Annotated in this window: 16 protein-coding genes; all 16 read left to right on the top strand. The window is 54.4% G+C overall.

Annotated elements, in window-relative coordinates; genetic code table 11:
- Window positions 1-57: 57 nt before the first annotated feature.
- A complete protein-coding gene (locus tag ABX75_RS22865; RefSeq protein ID WP_047882713.1) occupies window positions 58-1149 on the top strand; it encodes a RecT family recombinase in 1092 nt (363 codons plus the stop codon).
- Window positions 1150-1383: 234 nt separating this feature from the next.
- Window positions 1384-1593: a hypothetical protein gene (locus tag ABX75_RS22860; protein WP_017848002.1), complete on the top strand. Its 210-nt coding sequence runs from the start codon at window positions 1384-1386 to the stop codon at window positions 1591-1593.
- Between the two features lie 95 nt (window positions 1594-1688).
- Window positions 1689-1868, top strand: a complete 180-nt coding sequence (locus tag ABX75_RS22855) for a hypothetical protein (RefSeq protein ID WP_047882712.1) — start codon at window positions 1689-1691, stop codon at window positions 1866-1868.
- Window positions 1849-2352, top strand: a complete 504-nt coding sequence (locus ABX75_RS22850; protein WP_013100893.1) for a hypothetical protein — start codon at window positions 1849-1851, stop codon at window positions 2350-2352. The genes ABX75_RS22855 and ABX75_RS22850 overlap by 20 nt, the downstream gene beginning before the upstream one ends.
- A 184-nt stretch (window positions 2353-2536) precedes the next feature.
- Window positions 2537-3580, top strand: coding sequence for a YqaJ viral recombinase family protein (locus tag ABX75_RS22845; protein WP_016502347.1), 1044 nt, complete (start codon window positions 2537-2539; stop codon window positions 3578-3580).
- A 100-nt stretch (window positions 3581-3680) separates the two neighbouring features.
- Entirely contained in the window at window positions 3681-6233 is a 2553-nt protein-coding gene (gene mobH / locus ABX75_RS22840) for a MobH family relaxase (RefSeq protein ID WP_047882711.1), read from the top strand.
- Window positions 6230-8059 (top strand): conjugative transfer system coupling protein TraD, encoded by a 1830-nt coding sequence (gene traD, locus ABX75_RS22835; protein ID WP_011077981.1) that lies wholly within the window; start codon window positions 6230-6232, stop codon window positions 8057-8059. Before mobH ends, traD begins: the two co-directional genes overlap by 4 nt.
- A 14-nt stretch (window positions 8060-8073) precedes the next feature.
- Window positions 8074-8430, top strand: coding sequence for a hypothetical protein (locus ABX75_RS22830; RefSeq protein WP_011077982.1), 357 nt, complete (start codon window positions 8074-8076; stop codon window positions 8428-8430).
- A complete protein-coding gene (locus ABX75_RS22825; protein WP_016502349.1) occupies window positions 8423-9070 on the top strand; it encodes a DUF4400 domain-containing protein in 648 nt (215 codons plus the stop codon). The genes ABX75_RS22830 and ABX75_RS22825 overlap by 8 nt, the downstream gene beginning before the upstream one ends.
- 87 nt (window positions 9071-9157) lie before the next feature.
- On the top strand, window positions 9158-9943 hold the full coding sequence (locus ABX75_RS22820; protein ID WP_011077984.1) for a thioredoxin domain-containing protein: 786 nt from the start codon (window positions 9158-9160) through the stop codon (window positions 9941-9943).
- Window positions 9940-10227, top strand: coding sequence for a type IV conjugative transfer system protein TraL (traL, locus tag ABX75_RS22815; RefSeq protein ID WP_011077985.1), 288 nt, complete (start codon window positions 9940-9942; stop codon window positions 10225-10227). The genes ABX75_RS22820 and traL overlap by 4 nt, the downstream gene beginning before the upstream one ends.
- Window positions 10227-10865: a TraE/TraK family type IV conjugative transfer system protein gene (locus tag ABX75_RS22810; RefSeq protein ID WP_011077986.1), complete on the top strand. Its 639-nt coding sequence runs from the start codon at window positions 10227-10229 to the stop codon at window positions 10863-10865. The genes traL and ABX75_RS22810 overlap by 1 nt, the downstream gene beginning before the upstream one ends.
- A 184-nt stretch (window positions 10866-11049) precedes the next feature.
- Window positions 11050-12090, top strand: coding sequence for a type-F conjugative transfer system secretin TraK (locus ABX75_RS22805; protein WP_047882710.1), 1041 nt, complete (start codon window positions 11050-11052; stop codon window positions 12088-12090).
- A 12-nt stretch (window positions 12091-12102) separates the two neighbouring features.
- On the top strand, window positions 12103-13419 hold the full coding sequence (locus ABX75_RS22800) for a TraB/VirB10 family protein (RefSeq protein WP_047882709.1): 1317 nt from the start codon (window positions 12103-12105) through the stop codon (window positions 13417-13419).
- A 10-nt stretch (window positions 13420-13429) separates the two neighbouring features.
- A complete protein-coding gene (gene traV / locus ABX75_RS28735; protein WP_011077989.1) occupies window positions 13430-13930 on the top strand; it encodes a type IV conjugative transfer system lipoprotein TraV in 501 nt (166 codons plus the stop codon).
- A 128-nt stretch (window positions 13931-14058) separates the two neighbouring features.
- On the top strand, window positions 14059-21453 hold the full coding sequence (locus ABX75_RS22795; protein ID WP_047882708.1) for a DUF4165 domain-containing protein: 7395 nt from the start codon (window positions 14059-14061) through the stop codon (window positions 21451-21453).
- The last annotated feature ends 44 nt before the right edge of the window (window positions 21454-21497 follow it).

The raw sequence follows: 21497 nt of genomic DNA, 5'->3' as shown, positions 1-21497 counted from the left end.
GTCAGTCAAGAATTAACGCACCTTCGGGTGCGTTTTCTTTTTAGAAAGGAAAATGAAATGAGCGATAACTTCCAAAACGCAGTTGCAATTATTGCGAAGCAAGAAGAAAAGTTCATCAAGCTAGTGGAGTCGTCGAAGACTGACGTGATGTTCAAAAATGAGCTGCTGTTTGCATCGCAGGCCATGATGAACAACGACTATCTGTGCAAGTGCGCTACGACTAACCCTCTAAGCCTTAGAAATGCCTTTAGCCAGGTTGCTGCTTACGGATTGACTCTTAATCAATCCCGACAGCTCGCCTACTTGGTGCCCCGAGACGGGCAGGTGGTTTTGGACGTGTCCTGGAGGGGCATGGTCAAGGTCGCTGTAAACGACGGTGCGATCCGTGATTGCATCGTTGAATTGGTCTACTCGAAAGACAAGTTCGAGTACAGAGGGAAGCGACAGAGCCCGACCCATACGTTCAACCCTTTCGACAAGAAGGCTGATCGTGGGGAGTTTGTAGGTTGCTACGTCGAAGCTCTTCTGCCTGATGGCCGCGTTCACGTTGAGGCGGTGACCGCGGATGAAATCAATGCTGCTCGAGATGCTTCGGAGCTGTGGAAACGTAAGAAGAAAGGCCCCTGGGTCGACTTCGAAGACTCCATGCGCAAGAAGTCGGCTATCAAGATTGCAAGGAAATACTGGCCTCAGACCGGCTCAAAGCTGGACGGAGTGATTCAGTACCTCAATACAGACGCTGGGGAAGGGTTCTCTTCCAACGATGTGCCAGTTGAAGTTGTTGAGCGATACATGGGCGCTGCTGATGTCGTGGAACCTGAGCCGCTGCCTACCTCTAACCAGGTTGATCAGCAACCGGCATCTGATGCTCAGCCCGAACAGGCGGCTAATCCAAAAGTTGCAGATCCTGCCCCGGCAGATGACGTGATTGAAGGTGAAGTTGTCCGTGACGGAAGCCAAGTTCCGCCCCCTGCTGATCTGCCTAAGAAGACGATCAACAAGGTTGCGGAAGTCGTTCGGCGCGCCCGTGCTGCCAATTGTTGGGAACCTGCTTTCGAGTACGTTTCAACGTGGCCTGTAGTTGCTCGGGATTACGCTGTAACTCAGTTGAAATCTGCGCAGTACGTTGCTCAGTCGCAAGGCGAGTGACGCCAAAAAACGCTTTGGGGGGCCTTTTTGCATAGGGCGCTTCGAACTGACCACAACCCTACGGGGCTTCCCCGTAAGGGGGGCTTCGTCAGTTAAAAAGGAACCAATCAGATGGCTGACTTGATCGTCTTCATTCTGACCCTGCTGCTGCCGTAAGGCATCTGCAAACAAACTCCCTGACGGGGCATATCCCGCCAGGTGATTGCCCTTGTCGCTCTCTGAAAGGAAAACGATATGGCAACTCATACCCAAGATGCAGAAAGCCTAGATCCCCCTGTTGAACAACAGAGGGATCTACTGGCCTCCGCAATCGGAGACGCTTTGGTGAAGGCCGGAATGATCGGCCCAAACACGCCCCTCACAGGGCCTCAGCTTCTTTATTTCCTCGATCAGCTGGTTGATCACTACAACGAGCTGTGCCGCTCGGTCGACGTTGTTTACTGAGACTTAGCCGCAATACACATCACCCTGAGGGGGCATCGCCCCCACAGGGAAGGTGCCTCTTTTTCAGGGCTAAAAATCTGAGAAGGAGATACACCATGCGGACTTACATCCTATCGATGACCATCCTGCATACACAGCAGAAGGTTACCTTCCGTTGTGATGCAACCACCTTCGGCGACGCGATCGACAAAGCAGAGAAGGCCCATCCGGGTTTTTTTGCCGTTCTGACCCACTCCCTTCCAGGAGAGCAGAACAATGCGACCGTCAACCGTTGAGGGGCTGAAGGACTCCCTTGCTAGCTGGGGGGAGATGAAAGAAGAGGGTGGGGCGTTCGCGGAATACGCTGACGAAATGATCGAGCAATTTCAGGTGAAGCTCATTCTCCTGGAGTACCTGCTTTGTCAGTTCACTATCCACGGACTTGGCTTGACGCTGAAGCATCGGAGCCGGGATGCCTGGGGTGTTCTTATCCCAGACGCATCTCAGCAAGGGCGCTTTCGGTGGCAGGCGTTTCAACGTGATGGCTTCACCGGTCATTGCACGCATGACACGCCGGAGCTGTGCATTGGCGACATGCTTGACGATGGATACGCACTTCTAGATATGGGGGCGCTTGATCGATTGTCGGGTACTGCTGAATGGCAGCGCGGCATGGAGATCGTCGCAGTGATTCAGGCTTGCAATGCAGGTCAGTTGAGCTTCGAGGATGCCATGCGCAAGCGAGAAGAAATCTACTCCCGCTACGCGAAGGTTGCGTAAGCGTGAGCATCACTGGAACACCAGAGAAAGAATATCCCCCAGGGGGCGAAAGCCCTCTGGGGTTACGCCTTTTCGGGGGTGCCACTTGGGTTTTCGAGCCAGAGTGGTGAACTTGAGAAAAGGAGAAATCAGATGAAGACCTTTGAATCCAGCTGCTTGCTGGAGTTCTATGAGGGTGTCAGCAATGAAGATCGTTGACATCGCACAGCGGACTCCCGAGTGGCATGCGTGGCGAAGGGAAGGCATGAGTGCAACCAGTTGCGCGGTCGTCATGGGTGAGAACCCTGATAAAACGCCACTGGAACTCTGGAAAGAACTGGTCGGAATTGTCGAGCCAGCTGACTTGTCGGTAATCCCGCAGGTTAGGAGGGGAGTCAAATTCGAACCGCTAGCGCTACAAGCCTTTGAGGATAAGTACGGCAAGATGGCTTTGCCGTTCTGTGCAGAGTCGACCGCATACCCTTTTATTCGGGCATCGTTCGATGGGGTTCTGGATGACAAGTCTCCGGTAGAGATCAAGAATCTCTCCGAAACCAACCATCTGGAGGTGCTGCAACTCAGGGAGCATAGCAAGGCATTTAAGCTGTACCGCTGGCAAGTGATGCATCAGATGATCGTCAGTGGAGCACGGCGCGGTTACCTGTGGTTTTGGTCGCCGAAGCATGAACCCTGCTGTTTGATCGTTGACTGGGATGACCTTCTGGTGAGACGAATCATTCAGGCAGAAGAAATCTTCTGGGGGCTGGTGATGCGCGGTGTGCCGCCTGAGGCCGATCCAAAGCGGGACGTTATTCCGTTGGATAGGCTGGACCTGGCTGCATGGCGTCCGCTAGCAAATGCCAGGAGGGCGAAGGAGAGCAAGATTGCTGAGCTGAAGGCCCAGTTGAAAGTGCTCACCAAGGAAGCAAAAGACCTTGAGGCCGAGATCCTGCCGTTGCTGGGGGAGTTCCGCCGGGCCGATGCTCTGGGTGTGAAAGTCACTAGCTACGAAGTGGCTGGCACTGTGGATTGGAAAGGTGTTGCGCAGGAGCTGGAGGCGGTTATTCCGCCCGATGTGATCGCGAGACACCAGACCGGTTCGTCAATGGCTACGCGGGTCTCTGTGGATGCCTCCTACGATGAAAGTAAGGCCAAACCTGAGCCGTTGCCCCGCATACGGCAAAAGGTGGACACAATAAATGAGACGGTCGAAGAGCCGTCACAGTTTTTCGGAACCTTCTGGTTCTAACCCCTCAGCCCGGCACTTGCCGGGCTTTTTTTCGACCATAAAACTGCCTGAAAACGAAACTCAAGGCGGTATCCCTCACGCATCATTCTCAGCACACAACATGGCCGAGAAGCGTATGCCTCCATTTTCATTCCTGAAACGCCTGTGGCCTCGAAGCGAGCGTGCCCTTACGGACAGCTTCGCGCATCCGGCCGAGCAGATGATTACTCCTGAGATCAAGCGGTACCTGGAGAACCATAACTGGCGAAATCTTCGGTACCCACCCTACCAAGAGGGTTATCCAGGGCTGGTTAGCGGGCAGTGGTTCATGCGCAATTATCAGCACGAACTGTTCGATCGGATTATTCATTCAGTCGGGATGCCTGCCAGTGACCTCAAGCTCTACGTTGAGCCGATCCTGGTGAATTTCGCCGAATTGGCGCACATGCTGCCGGCGTCGGAGAACCACCATCACTCCGGCCCAGGCGGATTGCTCCGACATAGCCTTGAGGTCGCCTCGCTCACCCTGGATGGGTGCCTTACTACAGCCTTTGATACAAACGAGACCCCGGCACGGCGAAGCATGCGCTTGCGTCGGTGGTACGTCGCGGGCATCGCGTCGGGGCTGCTACACGACGCAGGGAAGCCTCTCACAGATATTCGTGCCACCGATTTTGAAGGCAACAACCAGTGGATCTACGCGCAGGAAACGCTTCATGACTGGTCTGTGCGCAACAAGCTGACCCGCTATTTCCTGCATTGGAATTCCAATAGGCATGGGAATCACGTTCAGGTCTCTGTAGCGCAAGCAACACGGATCATTCCGCCAGCCGTACAGGCATGGCTGATTGAAGGTGGCCACGACATCTACGAAGCGCTCCTCGATGCAATTTCCGGGAGCGGAAGCTCGCCTCTGACCGAGTTGGTCAAGTGGGCCGACTCTGCATCCACCAAGCGTGACCTCAATCGAGGCTCGAATAATGGCGGCGGCAATGCAACAGGTGTTCCGGTACCGCGGTTGGTGTCGGATGCAATGCTGCGGTTGCTGAGTGACGGAACCTGGAAGATCAACACGCCTGGCGGCCGCGTATGGGTTGCAACTGATGGCATCTACATCGTTTGGAACCAGGGTGCCGAGGAGATTGTGAGCATGCTGGTCGGTGATGGGGTTGTGGCCATCCCGCGATCACCTGACACGCTAATTGGTTCCTTGGTAGAGCACGGGATAGCAGAGAGAGCCCCAAACGGCGACCTGTACTGGCTGGTTACGCCCCACCTTCTCCGCAAGAACGGCAAAGGCCCGGCGCTGCGCTGCATGAAGCTTGTGAATCCGGACATCCTTTTTCCAACCACACCGATTCCGCCGCCAGTTTCCATCGGCCTTGGGAAGGAGGGAAAGCAGAAGGATGTCATTGCTCCTAACGATACGGCTGGCGCAGCAGCGAACGCGCTGAGTGAGCATCAGGAAGACCTGTTTGGGGCCGATCTAACTGGAGACTCGAGCGGGGATACTGACGCTGATTCGGGTCCTACTCCTCCTAAAGAATCCGCATCGTCGAAGCCAGCAAGAAAGAAAAAAGCGGCTCCAAGGCAAGCAGCTCCGGTACCAACAACCGCCTCTTCAGGGGTTAGCCTCAAACAAGCGCAGAACCCCGTCGAAGACGCCCCTGTTAATGTGGATTCAGAGCCGGCGGCTGACGAAACGGCGGTAATTGCTTCCTCCCAACCAGAGGAAGCTTTGGATGCTGAGGAGGAGGAAGAAGCACCTCAGGAGCCACCTGCCAGCCTTGAGGAAATGCTGCTTTTCTTGAGTCCTCACTCGCCGGCGGCTGATCCCCATCAAGAAGAAACACTCTCGGCCGCTGAGGCTGAAATTAGCTCCGATCTCTCTGATGCTGATCCGCAGGCTGGATCAGGGCAAGGTTCGCAGGAGCTTTTGCCTCGTCAGGAAAAGATTTCCCTCAACTCCATCATGGGGCAAGGCAAACGCACGCCTAAAACTACGCCTCCGGCGGAATCGAAGAAGCAGAAAGACGGAGAGGTCGGACGCGTCGTGGAGGAGGTGCCATGCGCTTCCAGCATCTTGCCAGCCGATGTCGTCTCGAAGCTTACAGCGCACGAATGCTATCTGTTGGAACAACAACCTGATCTTGCCCAAAAGCTCATCACCGCGACTCAAGACCCCGAGAACGCGGCATTAGCAAGAAACAAGGTATTCGTTCGACTGGGAAAATCTTCCTTCCTTGCTGAGGACATCCACCCGCTCGTCCATGCGGGCTGGTTGTGGCAGGACATTACGGTCGAAGGTCCGGCCCTGACCCGGACCCTACAGTCCCGTGAAGGCTTCATGCTCACTGCCGACTACAGCGTCATCTACTGCAAGTTAGCGGAGCTGGACTGGGCTATTCCTCACCTGTCGCGGCTTCGTGAAGCCGACATCCCAAGCCTCGAGCAGGCTGTGAAGTCGCTGATCGAGAAGGCCGTACTTGAGGAGATAGGCGGCTCACCTGTGCTCAGCCTCACAACCTACATGCTCACGAATGTCGCTGAGCAGTTCGGGATCACATCAACATCCCTAGAGAACGCGGTGTTCTGCTTCCGCGATGCCGTGAAGGTCGCCAAGCGCAGAAAGATTTTCGTTCGCCCCCTTTACGAGGAGCTTCCCAAAAAATGAGTGAATGGGATTACACGAGTTACTGGCGGAAAAACTACGAGGCGCGGGAAGCTGTTGCGTGGGGTTCTTCCATGCTTGCCGGCACCGCCGTTCAACTGATTACGGAGATGCCGGTAACCCCATACCTGATAACGCTTGGCGTGCAGGCTGGATTCGCCCTGGCGGCCATACCAAGGGCCCTCCGTGTCCACCGGGCAAAAGCCTGTCTCGTTGGAGCAGATCTATCCTTCATCACATTGGAGGAGGTGATCGAGCTGGTGAAGAGACACCCACACGAGTTCTATTTCGGCGAGGCGTTTCCTTGGCGACAGCGGCACGGGCAGTACGCATTCGAGCTCCAGGCGATGGATATTGAGGCCATTATCGGTAAGCGTGGCCGCCGCAACGCTGAGGTTAAGGGTACGAAATGGATACACGGGATCGGCATGGATGAGGAGGAACCATGTTTCCGTCCAGCAGATCAGCGTTCGATCCACCACCTCGTCCTGGGCACAACAGGGGCCGGTAAGACCCGCTGGTTCGACCTAGCTATATCTCAGTGTATTGCTCGTGGTGAACCCGTGATCGTAATCGATCCCAAAGGCGATAAAGGCCTAGCAGAAACGTGTGAGCGCACATGCAGGGCGATGGGGAAGGCCAGCCTGTTCAAATACTTCCACCCTGCACATCCGGACAAGTCGGTTCGTTTGTCGCTGACAAAGAACTACGGCCGGGCAACGGAAGTTGCCTCCCGTGTGGCAGTGTTGATGAAAAGCGAAGCCGGCGATCCATTCCAAGCCTTTGCTCAAATGTCCTTGAATAGCGTGATTCAGGCCATGTTGATCTGCAACATCCTGCCCACGCTTGTTGGTCTCAGGAGAACCCTTGAGGGAGATGTTCCAGGGTTAACCATCAAGGTGGTCATGGCCTTCGGTTCAAAGGTCTTCGGTGAAGATGAATTCGCGAGGATGGCCGATTCAGCAATTCTCTCGGCCAAGGTTCGGAACACCGAAGAGAAGGCGAAGGTATTACGGAAGGTCTATTACAACGATATCGCGAAGGTTGAGGCGAATACCGATCTGGAAGGTCTGCTCACCATGCTCGAGCATGAGCGATCGCACTTCAGCAAGATGATCGCTGGCCTTCTTCCAATTCTGGTGATGCTCACCTCCGGTGAAATGGGGCCGCTGCTTTCCCCGCACATCGATGACGAAGACCCGCGGCGAATCAGTGACCTCAACTCGGTCATCAATGCCGACCAGGTTCTTTACCTGGGCCTCGACTCGCTTGCCGACCCGATGGTGGGCTCAACCATCGGGTCGCTGGCCCTGGCCGATCTGGCGTCGACCGCGGGCGAGATCTACAACCACAGGTTGCCTAAGCCGGTGAACATCTTTGTCGACGAGGCCGCCGAGGTGATCAATGACCAGCTCATCCAGCTGCTGAACAAGGGCCGCGGCGCAGGGATAAACCTCTACATCGCAACCCAGACCATCGCCGACTTCAAGGCCCGCATGGGTGACGAAGCCAAGGCCATGCAGGTTTTGGGGAACGCGAACAACATCATCTGCCTCCGCATCCTTGATACCGATACGCAGGAGTTCGTGGCGAAAAAGATGACGCCAACTCGCTACAAATACGTGATGCGTACTCAGGGAAACTCGGCAGGTGAAGGCGGGGTGGTGCAGGGCGGGAATGTTGGTGAGCGCCTTATGCAAGAGGAGGGTGAGCGCTTCCCAACAGCGCTCCTCGGCGAGCTACCAGACCTCGAATATCTCGCGGTGTTTGCGGGCGGTGATATCCGCAAGGGGCGACTACCCATTCTTACCGGCCCGACTGCCAACTGATTCCGGAGCAAAAAATGACTGTCTCGATTCCACTAGAAATTCAGCGGCTCACTGGCCTGGATGAGGCCTCAACAACTCGGCTGCGCACGTTTGACCTGGAATGGCGTTGTGGCACGCAATTCATCTTCAAGATGCTTGAGGCGGGTCATAAACCCGAGGTGATTGGCGCAGCCCTGATCGACGTGCTGGTGGCTTACCAGCGTATGTGTCGCGAGGGCATCAGCGACTTCATCCGGCTTCGCGTAGTGCTTGGCCACATCCTCCAGATCCTCACGAGCTACGGCAACGCCCCTGCACCGGATGATGTTGTCCTGTGGTGCGAAACAACCAACGTCCCGCAACCTATCCGGGAGTACCTGATCAATGGCTGAGATGCTTGAAGAGAAGTGGCCAAAGGGCGTTATGGCCTCTATAGCGTTCTTCTTCGTCCTGATCCTGATGCTGGCAACCGTCGCGCCGAACAAGCTTGTGGATACGGTGATGCTGAAGGAGCGGAAGTGGGGCATTGAGTTGCTTGGCGATTCGGACATGGAGAAGGTGCTGGAGAAAACCAATCGCTACTACTCGGCACTTGTCATCGACTCCGGGGCAAAAAAGGTGGTCTCCGACATGTTGATGCCTCGAGGGGGCACCGTGGATGCCTTCGAAAAGAACGTGGATTGGTGGTTTCGGTACCTCGAGTCCCGAGGTGAGGCCGTCCAGAAAATCATCTACCAGATGGTTTACCGGATAGTTCTAACGCTTTACTGGTTACCACTGCTGATCGCGGTTCTGGTGCCGGCTATTTACGCCGGATGGATGCGCTGGAATGCGAAGCGGCATGGATTCGACTACTCATCACCGTTCCTGAATAACAACGCCGCGATCGTCCTGTCATGGGGCGGAATGCTCATCGTACTCAGCGTGTTGATGCCTCTGCCTTTACCGCCGCTCGTTATCTCAACCTTCATCGTCATCATGCTGCCTGTCGTGCTGTCCGTGCTGATCAGCAACCTGCCAAAGCGCATTTGAATTCTGACCATAAAACCGCCTGAAAACGGAACTTTCAGGCGGTGTTTGTCCGCAAAATGCCCCTAACACCACGACAGGCTGATCCTTATGGCACCGAAAACGACACCATCGAAAACGATCCCTTTTGCTATTGCTATCACAGCCCTTGCCACCGCTCTGGTAGTTGGCTCGTACTACCACTTCACCACGATGAGCCAGCTACAAGGCCAGGTCAAAAGCCTTGAGGGTGAGTTGTCTGTTGCGAAAGCACAGGCAGTTGACCCCGCCGCGATCCAAGAGATCGTCGACAACCTCAAACAGCTTCCAGAAGATGTTATCCCCGCAGCTCCGGACAACTGGATCTATGGCTCCTCATCTGCTCGGTACACGCTTATCGAGATGACGGACACGGAATGCCCTTACTGCCGCGATCACTTTCCTCTGTTGAAAGCACTCATCGAGTCGTCGGCTGGGCAAATCAATGCCGCGATCCTCCATGTCCCCGCGCTTGGTGAGGCCTCTCGGCGACAAGCCCTAGCTATCGAGTGTGCTGGTGAGCAAGGTGGCTCAGATGCTGCCTGGAAGTACACCCAGACGGTATTCGATAAAACAGGTGGCAACGGCAAGGGGGTTTCAGAATCGCTCGTGTCCCTTGCGACCGAGCTCGGCCTGGATGGGAAGCGTTTTGCAGCCTGCACGGATTCAAAGCAGGCCATTGAGCGAGTAACTGGCGACCTCGATCAAGCAATAAAGCTGGGCATCCAACAGACCCCTTCGACCCTGCTCCTGGACAATCAGACAGGTATGTCGATGGTTCTTCAAGGTGCCAACGCTAGTCATGAAGGCATCCTCAAAGCGATTGCCAGCATCAGCAAAGCAGGGGGTGCCAAGTGAGTGAGCCAATCAAAATCCCGGCATACATCGACCAGCCGCCTCACGTTATGTTTTGGCGTTTGGATGAGGTGATGCCGATCGGAATCGGCTTGGTTGCCGGCGTTCTTCTGGCACAGCTGATTCTCTGCACGGTGGTAGGTCTGTTGCTCGCTCGCTTCTATCGCCGCTTCTGCGACAACCGCCCTGACGGCTTTCTGCTTCACGCCATTTACTGGCACTGGGGAGCTATCGGCCGGAAGAGAGTGCGATCCATGCCCAATTCCTACGAGAGAGAGTTCGTCTGATGCTTTTAAAGTCGCTTAGCAATTCGTTTGATGGCATGCGCGGAGAAAATCAGTTTCTGCGCATTGCCGTTGCTGGCCTTGTCTTGAGCAATCTGCTGGTGTCCTGCTCTGCACTCAACAAGGATGAAGTGGTCACCGTGATACCACCCACTCTGACTGAGACGGCCTGGGTCAGCAAAACGCAAAGTTCCGGTGAATACGCCGACGCATGGGCTCTGTACATCGCGATGATGCTGGGCAACGTCACCCCGCATAATGCCTCTGTAGTGAAGGATGCCCTGGGTCCTATCCTCGATAAGGCGATCTATCAAGACACGATGAAGGTTCTCGATACCCAGATTCATCAGATCCGCCAGGATCGTGTGACCCTGAGCTTCGAGCCGCAGAAGGTGCTCCGCGATAACCTCAACGAGAACAAGTTCTACGTTACCGGCCGCTCCGTTAGCGAAGGGCCGGCTGGCGATAAAAAGCGTAGCAACCGAACCTATGAGTTTGAGCTTGTGATCAAAGACTACAAGCCAGTACTGAGTTGGCTCAGCACGAACTCTGGCGATGCTCGAACTCAGGATGTGGTTGATCGCGAGAACAGCAAGGCCGAGAAACAAGCAGAGCGCGAGAAAAGAAAAAAAAATCAGTAGCGCCAAGTTGAGGCACAAGAAGCCCATGCCGATGTTCCTGGCATGGGCTTTTTTGTGAGTATCGCCGGTCAACGCACATACGGAATAGCCCTCTGTTTTCAGACGCAAAAGTTGCTTGAAAACGCAACTCAAGCGGCGGAATGCCCCCCAGAATTGACGACAACTCAGAGCAGAGGTCCTCTCGATGTCACTTCCAGTTTCCCTCCATTTTTTCAAGCCAGCTGCGCTGGTACTGGCTATGGCGGCTGCATTGCCAGCTATTGCCCAGGATCAGATTCAGATACCAGGCATGAACATGCCAGTTGCCGCCAGCGTGCAGCCTCACGTGGTTGCCAAGCCTGTCGCTACTCCAGAGAGCGTCCCGGAACGACAGGAGGAGCCTCAGACGGAAAAGAAGCAACGTCTGGTCGCCGTCACTCCGGGCTCTGCTGAAAACCCCAGCGTGCCGGCCAGCGTTATGAAGAAGCCTGTGCCAGCGCAGCCTATCGAGTCCCGCCAAGACGTGGTTGTTTCGAGCGGCACCAATACCCTGATTCCGATCAGCCGTGGCCAAATGAACCGTATCGTCACGCCGTTCGATGTACCTAAAGTCCAGACAGTGAGCACGGCCGACATTTCGGTAAGCGGTAACGTTCTTTACGTCACAACTTTCGAAGATAAGCCGGTGACTATGTACGTCACGCCGGACGACGATGAGACCGTAGCAATCTCCCTGACCTTACTGCCGCAGGGCGTTCCCCCCATCCAAGCAAACCTGATTCTGGCGAAAAATGTGCAAGGCCTTGCGAGCGGCTTGCCAGTCACTTCGTCTACGAACTACAGCGGCCAGGCCCGGAAGTGGGAACGCTCTCAGCCGTACATGGACACGCTTCGCTCCCTGATGCGCGAAATGGCGCTGGGCAAGCTACCACGTGGATACAGCTTCGGTGCTCTTACGAACGGCAACAAGATCCCTGCCTGCGCGCAACCAAGCCTCAGCTTCGATTTCAGCAAGTCGCAGCTGATCGAAGGGCATGACTTCAAAGTTTTCGTGGCCACGGCGGAGAACGTGTCGGCCAGGACTGTCGAGTTCGATCACGCCTCTTGCACTCACCCTCATCGAGCGGCTGTAAGCGCATGGCCAGATGAGGTGCTTGAGCCTGGCCAGAAAACAGAGGTGTTTGTAGTCACTCGGGTTCCGACCGAAGTGCCGCAAAGCTCCACCCGCCCAAGCCTGTTGCAGTAAGGGGAACCATCCGTGAAAGCGATTCAGCAATTCCTCGAAAAACTCACGCCGAGGGGCAAGCTCATGCTTGCCATCGGTGGGACGGTTCTGATCGTCGGTACTGTCGTTGGCGTGGCCATGAACGCAGCAACTCCCGAGCGTAAGTCACGCGCAGCGGCAAAGCCACAGGTCGAGGCCATCCTCACCGACGAAGATCCTCGTGCGCTGGGCATGGACTCCATTGCGAGCCAACTTCGACAGCTCCAGGCGCAGCAAAACCGCCTTGAGCGGACGATGGGGCAGAAAGAAAAAGACGTTCAACTCAAAAACACGCAAGAAAAAGTGAGCGGCTTGGAGCAAGAACTCCAGCTGGTTCAGAAAGAGTTGGCGAAGGTTGGACGCGAAAAGAAGGGCACCGGTGAGAGTGAGGATAACTCGTCCGACAACTCCGCCTCCAACCAGGCACGATCCCCTATCCCACCTCGCGAATCGGTATTCGTCAACAAGGCAACGAGCTCGCCGGCAGAGCTGACAGACGTTTACTCGAACTTGCCTCCAGAGCAACCGGAAGACCCAAAGTCGCGATCCAGCGAGAAAACGGAAGCGCCGAAGATCCGGGTGATCAAGGCGAAGGAAGATGAGGGAAAGAGCGATAAGCCAGAGGAGCTTTCTGTGACGCTGCCCGCGGGTTCGATTTTGTCGAGTGTCTTGGTCACAGGCATGGATGCGCCGACAGGGAAGCAGGCACAGCGTGACCCCTTTCCAAGCCTCGTCCGTATCAAGAATGAAGCAATTCTCCCCAACCGCTTCAGAGCGGATTTCCGTGAGTGTTTCATGATCGCTAGTGGGTGGGGGGATCTCAGTTCTGAACGGGCCTATATGCGTGCCGAACGTTTGTCGTGCGTTCGCAATGACGGCTCGGTACTTGAAGCAAGCATTGAGGCGTATGCGACAGGTGAGGACGGTAAAGCAGGCTTGCGCGGCCGACTGGTAAGCAAACAAGGGCAAATCATCGCTCGAAGCTTGGGAGCGGGTTTTCTCCAAGGTATAGCTGGGGCTTTTAACGTCCAAAAGGTACCGACAATCAACGTAACTCGAGCTAGTGATGACGGCAAGACAGTAGCTCCAGTATACGAGCAGGCATTCGATAGCAACGCGCTTCAGTCAGCCGGATTCAGCGGTGCTGGCTCAGCCCTTGAGCGGATAGCTGACTTCTACTTGGAAATGGCGGAAAGCATTTTCCCTGTTATTGAAATCGACGCAATGCGTGAAGTCGACTTCATTGTTAATAAAGGCATGACCGTCAAGTTCAACGCAACCACTCTTAAAGTCAATGACGTTAATCAGTAAGGACATCGTAATGATCAAGCAACTTATCCTGGCGATTGCAGTAGCGGCACTGACTTCTGGTTGCACTAGTATCATGGGTTTGGGCTCAGACGAATATGCATGTAAAGGCATGCCTAATGGCGTTACCTGCATGTCTGCGAAAGATGTTTATTCGGCCACTGAAGGTGATGATTACAAGACCCAGCTTAAAAAAGAACAAGAAGGCGGGACAGCGAGCAGCGATAAACCATCAACTGGCAATGCTACCCGCGTGCTGATAGCTGAAGGATCAGATAACGCACCGGTGCCTATGAGAGCCCGGAATCCGCTTCCTATTCGTTCGCAAGCTGTTGTGATGCGTATTGCCATTGATCCATGGGAGGACGAGAAAGGCGACCTGTACGTTCCAGGTTTCATTTATACCGAAGTAGAAGCGCGACGCTGGGAGATCGGCGCTCGAAACCCCCAGCCAACACCAACCTTGCGCCCCCTTACAGTTGTTCAGCCGCCGCAGGCTAAACCTGCTAAGTAGAAAATAACGAAGTGCCGGTGGTGGAGCAGAAATGCGCCTTGCGAAAGCGGGCGCATTTGGTCGTTTCAAGACCTGACAAAACACACTCTAAGGTTTCGCTTGCCAACGCGAGTTAAAGGAGTTCCACGATGGGTAAGAATAAAACCCGAGGACCATCGTTCCTCAATAAGGTGAGTGGTGCGCTTTTAGGCGCACTCGCTTTGGCCATTGTGCCAATCAATGGTGCGTATGCCGACCTTGTTAAATACGGTTATACGAACAGTGCGGGGGATCAAATCAATACGGAGCCAGGCACAGGGTTTATCAGCCCATCCTCTGGCATCTCGTTCATGGTTAGCGGTGGTATTGACCGAAAGCTGCGCATAGCGGTGACTGCGAACGGTGCCAGCGCACCTGTTTTCACTAAGGAAAGCTCAAGGGTTCTTGGGGCGAGCGACGTTATCTCTTACAACGGCGACAACTACTACGCGGAAGAATTTGTTAGTCCGAAGCTACCCGATGGCCGCTATACCGTGAAAACAGAAATCCTTTCTAGTGCAGGCGCGATTGTTCAAACTGAGAATGTGCCTCTTGTCATTGATACTGCCGGCCCAGTAGCAGGGAAATTTGCCCCACGTCCATATACATGGGGTGATCCCGTTCTCTCTGGCGAAGTGTGGAAACTCGGACTTGCAGCAATTGATGCTTTGACGTACTCGAGCTTCGTCCTAGATGGCTTCTCTGACTCATCGGGCATAAGCAAGGTCACTGCTAAGGTTTACCGCGAGTCTGGCGCTCTTTATAAAGAACACAATGTGCTGTTTTCGGAAGAAACTAAGACGGCCTCGATTCAGTACCGGACAAATTTCTTCCCTGACTCCGATTTGGATGAAGTATTCGGGCTAGAGTTTGTTGTTACCGACAAAGCAGGAAACTCGACAGTAACCAAGCGTCAGAAGGTTATGTTCGACAATATTGCAAACGTTCCAGCTGAACCGTTTGGTGTGTATGACCCAAGTGTGACGACTACCCTCGCACCTGGCCTAAAAGGGTTTGTTCCCTATGTAGCAGGGTCTTATGTAAAGACTAACCCGATACGACTTGCATGGAGAATCCCTAAGAGCAACTGGCATACCTATCGGCAGGGAGGGTTACGCTTCATCAATAGCTTTGGTGAAAATCAAGTTGCTGGTGAGGATTCTGCATACGTTTATCTTGTCGGATCGCTTCCCTATCGCGCTGAGGATAATAACTACATCAGGTTTTACAACTTCGGCGAATGGGGCTCGCAAGGTACTATTTCTTACAATTTGGTATTGCACCCATCAGCTCCGAAAACGCCTGTTATAAGCCGTATAGAATACTACTTTAGTGATAAAGGCTGGCTCAATTATTCCGGTAGGGTGGTTTCGCCGCAAGAACTCCCGCTTACTGTAAGCAAAGTTCGCTATACCGTTGAGGCGCGGCCGTTTGATCAGGTTGCTACCCATATGGGTACTTGTACTATTCCCGCTGGGCAGACCCAGTGCGAAATTACGGTTAATGTCCAACTCAATAAAGGCACGGCTGGTTACCTACATGACCAAGGGGTTCTAAAGAGTGCGGACGGTTCGTTGATCGCAACCGGGCAATGGGCGAATGTTTACTGGAACGACCTGTACCTGCCAATCCTCAGTTACACATATGACTCGTCTAGTATGGTTCTGACTCTGAACGTCAGACAGCCGCAGCAGGGCGCATTTCAAAATGCTCTTAGCCATAGGGCATCATGGCTTGAAAATTCTAGCGGTACAGCGCTAAGCGTTACAAAAAAACTTACATCGTCGTCTGGTGAGTATTTTGAGTACGAATTTGATTTGAAAACCTTGCCGGAAGGCTCTCATGACCTTGTTGGTGTCGCTAGCGAAAACTTAGGTGCTATAACAAAGCTCCCGCTGTTCAAATTTCAAAGTGACCGGACAAAACCTGTTGTTACAGTAAGCAAAGGTGCGAGCGATACTATTGATACACTCGACAAAATCACTTTTACCGTAACAGACAACAAAGATCCTGCGCCCAAGATCACTTCTATTGCATTGACCGGGGGGCCTGCAAACGAGTCGATTGCTCTTTCGTTCCGCAAAATCAATGCGACTACCTACGGCCTCGAGTATCCGATCCTTTTCCCGTCGCTAACAGCGGGAGAGAGTTATACCCTTCGAGTTAATGCGCAGGACGCACAGCAGAATATGGGCGTCGGCTCAACCACATTCCTCTATAGTCCTAAGATGGCTGGGATTGTGGGGCATGTAAACGGTCTCGTTAATATCCCTGCGGTACCAAAAGAGTTTAATCGTAACGATGGGTCTGTAGTGATTAATAGCGAGCAACTAAAGCTTGCTGATGGGACGCCAGTTTCTGGTGTTTATGATCTGCTTGCAACGCTCAGGTCTGACGCAGCAACACCTCTAATGATTGGCGGTGTGCTCGTCAATCCGGGAGCAACAGTTACCATTAGCCAACTCAACTTCACGAACACCAGCGGTAAAATATCACTCCCTGTTGTCCCGGTAACTCAAGGTGCTACAGGGAGGAATGGCGTGATCATTTCTACCTCCGCGCCGAACGCTCCTGTGGTCTATGCCGATATTAATACCTGGATGCCCAAGGTCACGCTGGGCATCAACGATAGAAATCCAGTTCAGGCAATGACTGACACCACGGTAAAACTGTCAGCTTCAGCTAGCAGCATCTGCCCTCTAACGACATCTCCCGCGGTGGCAAGGTCTGCCGATGCCATCAAGTCGCCCATCTGCTTGCTTGAGTGGACGAGCATTCCCCGAGGCCTTCAACAAGTAGAGGTTTCCGGTGCACCTCACCCGGTCACTCAGCTGACTGGGCGAGTCCTCGACGCAGGCCAGCAGAAGGTTGCTTATTCTCTCTATGTATTCAACAAGGGCACTGAAAAGGTACTGCTGAGCAGCGGTGAAGAAATACTGAGCGTCAAAGCCGCGACCGGCTCAACAACCTTCGTCCAATCGCTGCATGAGAAAAGTGTTACTCGTGCGATGGAGGCTGCATCCGTCACCATGACGCAGCGTTCGGGGCCAACGTGCTCGATCACTGGTGATGACGCAGCGGCAAAGAGCGCAGGCATGAGCGGCGGGGCCTTGAAGTGCTTGATTGAGTTCACGGTCATCCCGAAAGACCTGAACATCAAAGCGCTCGATCCTCTTGAGTTGACCGGCGTTTTCACCCGTTCCGGGCAGCACCCGATTCGCTGGACGGCTAGCGTCTACGACACCACCGGGAAAAAGATCACCCTCGAAGAGGGGCAATCGGTCATTCAGGTAATAGAACCGCCTGTAACGACGAAACTGACGGTCAGCGTCAACGAAAGCTCGTCGGTGGAAGCAACTCCCATCGAGGACTTCCCGGCAGCGTGGGAGAAGAAAACCTATTCAATTCTGTCGAGCGCGTCCCAGGGCTCTGTAGTGGCGACCCCTAGCGGGTTCACCTACACCCCGAACACTGGATACGTTGGCTCCGATGAGTTCAAGTACCGCGTGCAGGACGTGTCTGGGATGAAGGCTGAAGCGACCGCGGTTGTGAATGTCGCGAAGTTCAATTACGCCCCTACCTGGACGGGAGTAACCATTCAGGCTCGTGAAGGGCAAGTGAGTGACCAGGTTGCTCCTGAGGTCCATGACATCAATCTCTGGGACAGCCATACGTTCAAGATCCTCACGAACCCGACGCACGGGACTGTCCGTGTGTTCTATGGCCGTATGGAGTACACCCCTAATCCTGGTTTCTATGGGGAAGATTTGTTCACTTTCAGCGCCACGGATCAGGAAGGGCTCAGTGTAGAAGGAGAGGGGAAGGTCACTGTTGCTCAGTTCAATTTTGCACCAACGGGTATCACCCCTTCGACAGTGAAGATGTATGCAGGAATCGGTGGAACGGCCGATCTGAAAGTAATCGATCCGAACAATTGGGGCTCGCACACATTGCAAGTCGTCAAACAGCCAGCACATGGCCATGTGACGGTGGAGGGGATGAGCATCACCTATAAGACCGATGGCCAGGCTGAAACCTCAGTACAGATTCGTGCCATTGACCAGGATGGCCTCTATGTCGATCAAGATGTCGTCCTGAAGCTTTTGCCGGCCTGGGAAATGTTCAAAGATCGAGAGGTTCAGCCTACCTCGGTGGCCCCGAGCATCCCGGCCGTGAAGCAACAAATGACGACCCGTTTGGGTGCCTATGCGCTCCGAATTCCCGACCAGAAAGTGATTCAGGCTCTCGGCAGCGAGATCATCGCCATCGTCACGCCTGACTCGAAAGTTGGGGTGACACTGGAGCATCGTGAGCTTTCTCAAGGCACTGGTATGCGTCTGGTACCTACTAAAATGACTGCCGATCTGCTGGAGGCCCGTTTAGGTGGCCTGGATGTTGGGGTCGATGGCCAGGCGCAGGTCTATCTAAGTCGCGCCGATATGACTGGCCCTGTCTATTCCGTGCCGGTAACCGTATGGGCTCCGGAGGGCGTACTAACGGCTGATACATGGGAGATTCTACAAGCTTCCGGCCGTGCTCAAATCAGCTTCAGCCCGAGCAATGGGGCATGCAGCATCTTGACCAGCGAAGCTGTCGCGAAGACGAAAAATGCACTTCAGGATCGTGCTTGCTACGTCACTTGGACGAAAACTCCCGATGAATGGCGCAACGCTAGTACTTTGGCCAACCTGATGATGGATGCCGGCGGGAGTTCTTTGGGAAACCAGACTATCGAGGCTACCGCCTATGTGTTTGACCCTAGCGGCGTGAAATACAAGGTTGCGAGCTTCACTCGTGACCTGAAGATCCTTCCGGTCGCTGATCAGATCCACTTTGCCTTGAAGCCAGCACCAGAAGAGGCCTATCAGAAAGTCCAGGAGCTTTCCTTGTCGCTCCGTCACACGGATGGTCCTGTATGTGATGCAACAGCGAACGAAGGCGTTGCAAAAAAGACAGCACAGCAATGGTCGAGCCGCCCATCGTGCCTTATTCGTTGGATGCAGATGCCAGAAGGCATGGCCCAGCAGCGCAACACCGTCACGCCACTCGCGGAAGGAGCAATGAGTCTGCTCGGGGCAAACAACATTTCCTGGAAGGCATCCATGTTTACTCCGAGTGGTCAGGAAATCGATATTGGCTACGGAGAGCACAGCGTAAACGTGATCGAGCCGCCCGCAATCGAAATCGATATGCCGGCCAGCAATCTGGTGAAAGAGGGGCTGTATTCGGTGTCACAACTCGGCGGCTATGTTGGTAGCGCGTCGGTGACCGCAATCGCGGCTTCCCTGGACGTGGCGATTAACCGGGCGGATGCAGTGATTGAACGTTCTACGATTCCGAGCTACGGCCGTTCCCAGCGGTTTACGCGCTACATCGAAGGGGCCGAGGCCCCCCTGTGGAGCGTAACGCCATACTCAGTTGACGTTGGATACACCGCGCTCCCAAATATGAGGTCGACCAAGACCGCATCACTCCTGTCGGTCCCTCACGACAAAATTCTCCCTGTCATTCTCAACGACGAGAGAACCGTTCTGGATACGGTCAGCCTTCCAATCCGCGTGGCGATTAAAGACACCCGCTACATGGAGGATGCGTATCGGCTGAGCAGCATGGGCGACTGGGATATTCGCCTGCTTTCGACAACTGCCGGAGTCAACTACGAGCCGATGACAAACTGGGAGCCAATCGACGAGAACGGGGAGGTTGAGTTCGAGGTCGATTTGCAATCGCTAACGAACAAAGCGGTTCGCATCATTGCTGAAGCGCGTGTTCGCTCGCCTGTGCCGGAATACGAGCTGATTCGGGAGTCGGGCTCGCCAATGGTGCTTTCCGTGCTAAACGGCGAAGCTCTTGATGGTTCAATTCAGGCGCTGCGCGTTATCGGCCCTGCTCCTCTTCGCAGCAGCTTCTACGCCGTCACCAATGATCGCTACCAGTCAGGAGACATTGGTGAGGTTCGCTGGGAAATGAGCAAAGACGGCGGTGTGTCGTGGGAAGGCGTTGAGGCCAATGCGAAGCTGCCGCAACGGCTCAGCATGATCTTTCAGCGGGGTACATATCTGCTGAGGGCAGAGTTGACGAACCGCCATAGCGGCGCGAAATCCATGACGCCTACGGTCGAAGTTATTGCCTATGTCGTGCCTGTTGCCCGCCTCAAAGGCCCAGCAAACGTGTTTATTGGTGATAGCGGCACGTTCAAACTCACGGACCTCAAGGGTAATACGCTCGATACGACCGGAATGGTTGTGGAATGGTCGGAGGATCGCGGTAAGACTTGGGTCGCCGGGGAAGGCTCCTACCGACTGGGCCGTAATTCCGCTGATCGTGTATACCTCACGGCCAGGCTGAAGTACTCAGACTCCCCAGAGGATAAGCGCGTCTACAAAACCCTCCGCGCAGGTGTTGCGTTTAGACCTGTCCGACCGCCTCGTGTACAGATAATCGGGCCGCGTCGTCCTGAGGTAGGAAAGGAAGCTACTTGGGTCGCCAACTTGATGATGCCGTACCCAAAAATGGATATGACAATGGATGGTGAGTTCATCCTGCCGGACGGCACAGTCGTCGACTCCACCGAAGTGAAGTACACCCCCACTCGGGAGGACATGGAGAAAGAAGAGAGCCACATCAGCGTCCGATCTTGGATCAATGGGTATGAGGATCGAGGCGGTTTGGGTCTAACTCAGCACCGCCTGATTTTCTGGTCCTATGACTGGCCTGAGTGGAAGATCAACACGAAGTACTCGGCGAAGTATGCGCCGGCAGACTTGACCATGACGGCTCGATCTCTTGGCTTGTTCCGAGAATTCGAGGGCTTAACCATCGAGTGGGATATCCCACCCTACGCTGGCCTCCAAATGATCAAGGACACCAACCAGACCAGTCGTATCGTGCGGCTGACTGAGCCGGGGATCTACACATTCGGCGCTCACATCACCGACTCGCGGGGCAACTATAGCTATGCCGAAACAGAGATGGAGTTTTTGGAGCCGATTCCGTGGGATGTGAAATTGTCCTGGAGTGGGGATAACGACGCGAATCGTGCCCCGCTGGGCGTTCTGATCCGGCCGTCAATCACCGGCGGGCACCCTAAGGATCAGATACTCAGCAAAACGTTCAGTCTCAACGGGGAGACGCTATCTAGCTCGGGGGACTATGGCCGGGCGACCCTTGAAAAAGAGGGTGTGTATACGGTGAAACTGGATGTCGCCAGCGCAATGGGCCACACAGCAGCAGGCGAGGTTGACATCTCGGTCGCAAGGAATAAGCCCCCTGTCTGCAAACTGGAGGTTGTGGTCGGTCGAACCTCCTGGCTGGCAAAAGCCGTTTGTACTGATGAAGATGGCCGCATGGCCAAAAACCTTTGGTTCATCAATGGTGAGCAGCAGGCTCTCAGCTCAAACAGCATCTCCGTACCAATGTGGCGTTATCCAGATGGCGAACCGGTAATTACCCTGGTAGGCATCGATAACTCTGGTGCCGAATCACCTCCAGTCTCCAACAAGTAAAGGGAAGGGCCGCATAAAGCGGCCCTTTTTAATTTCCGTCGACA

It is taken from the genome of Pseudomonas sp. ARP3, from assembly GCF_001029595.1.
Lineage (GTDB): Bacteria > Pseudomonadota > Gammaproteobacteria > Pseudomonadales > Pseudomonadaceae > Aquipseudomonas > Aquipseudomonas rhodesiae.
The sequence above is the reverse complement of the archived record's forward strand: the minus strand, read 5'-3'. Positions and strand labels throughout refer to the sequence as shown.

Bases quoted from the DNA above. Each gene is read 5' to 3' on its own strand.
- ABX75_RS22810 (WP_011077986.1), top strand. From the start codon at position 10,227: ATGCTTTTAAAGTCGCTTAGCAATTCGTTTGATGGCATGCGCGGAGAA.
- ABX75_RS22795 (WP_047882708.1), top strand. From the start codon at position 14,059: ATGGGTAAGAATAAAACCCGAGGACCATCGTTCCTCAATAAGGTGAGT.
- ABX75_RS22865 (WP_047882713.1), top strand. From the start codon at position 58: ATGAGCGATAACTTCCAAAACGCAGTTGCAATTATTGCGAAGCAAGAA.
- ABX75_RS22860 (WP_017848002.1), top strand. From the start codon at position 1,384: ATGGCAACTCATACCCAAGATGCAGAAAGCCTAGATCCCCCTGTTGAA.
- traD (WP_011077981.1), top strand. From the start codon at position 6,230: ATGAGTGAATGGGATTACACGAGTTACTGGCGGAAAAACTACGAGGCG.
- ABX75_RS22850 (WP_013100893.1), top strand. From the start codon at position 1,849: ATGCGACCGTCAACCGTTGAGGGGCTGAAGGACTCCCTTGCTAGCTGG.
- ABX75_RS22855 (WP_047882712.1), top strand. From the start codon at position 1,689: ATGCGGACTTACATCCTATCGATGACCATCCTGCATACACAGCAGAAG.
- mobH (WP_047882711.1), top strand. From the start codon at position 3,681: ATGGCCGAGAAGCGTATGCCTCCATTTTCATTCCTGAAACGCCTGTGG.
- ABX75_RS22830 (WP_011077982.1), top strand. From the start codon at position 8,074: ATGACTGTCTCGATTCCACTAGAAATTCAGCGGCTCACTGGCCTGGAT.
- ABX75_RS22820 (WP_011077984.1), top strand. From the start codon at position 9,158: ATGGCACCGAAAACGACACCATCGAAAACGATCCCTTTTGCTATTGCT.
- ABX75_RS22845 (WP_016502347.1), top strand. From the start codon at position 2,537: ATGAAGATCGTTGACATCGCACAGCGGACTCCCGAGTGGCATGCGTGG.
- ABX75_RS22805 (WP_047882710.1), top strand. From the start codon at position 11,050: ATGTCACTTCCAGTTTCCCTCCATTTTTTCAAGCCAGCTGCGCTGGTA.
- ABX75_RS22825 (WP_016502349.1), top strand. From the start codon at position 8,423: ATGGCTGAGATGCTTGAAGAGAAGTGGCCAAAGGGCGTTATGGCCTCT.
- traV (WP_011077989.1), top strand. From the start codon at position 13,430: ATGATCAAGCAACTTATCCTGGCGATTGCAGTAGCGGCACTGACTTCT.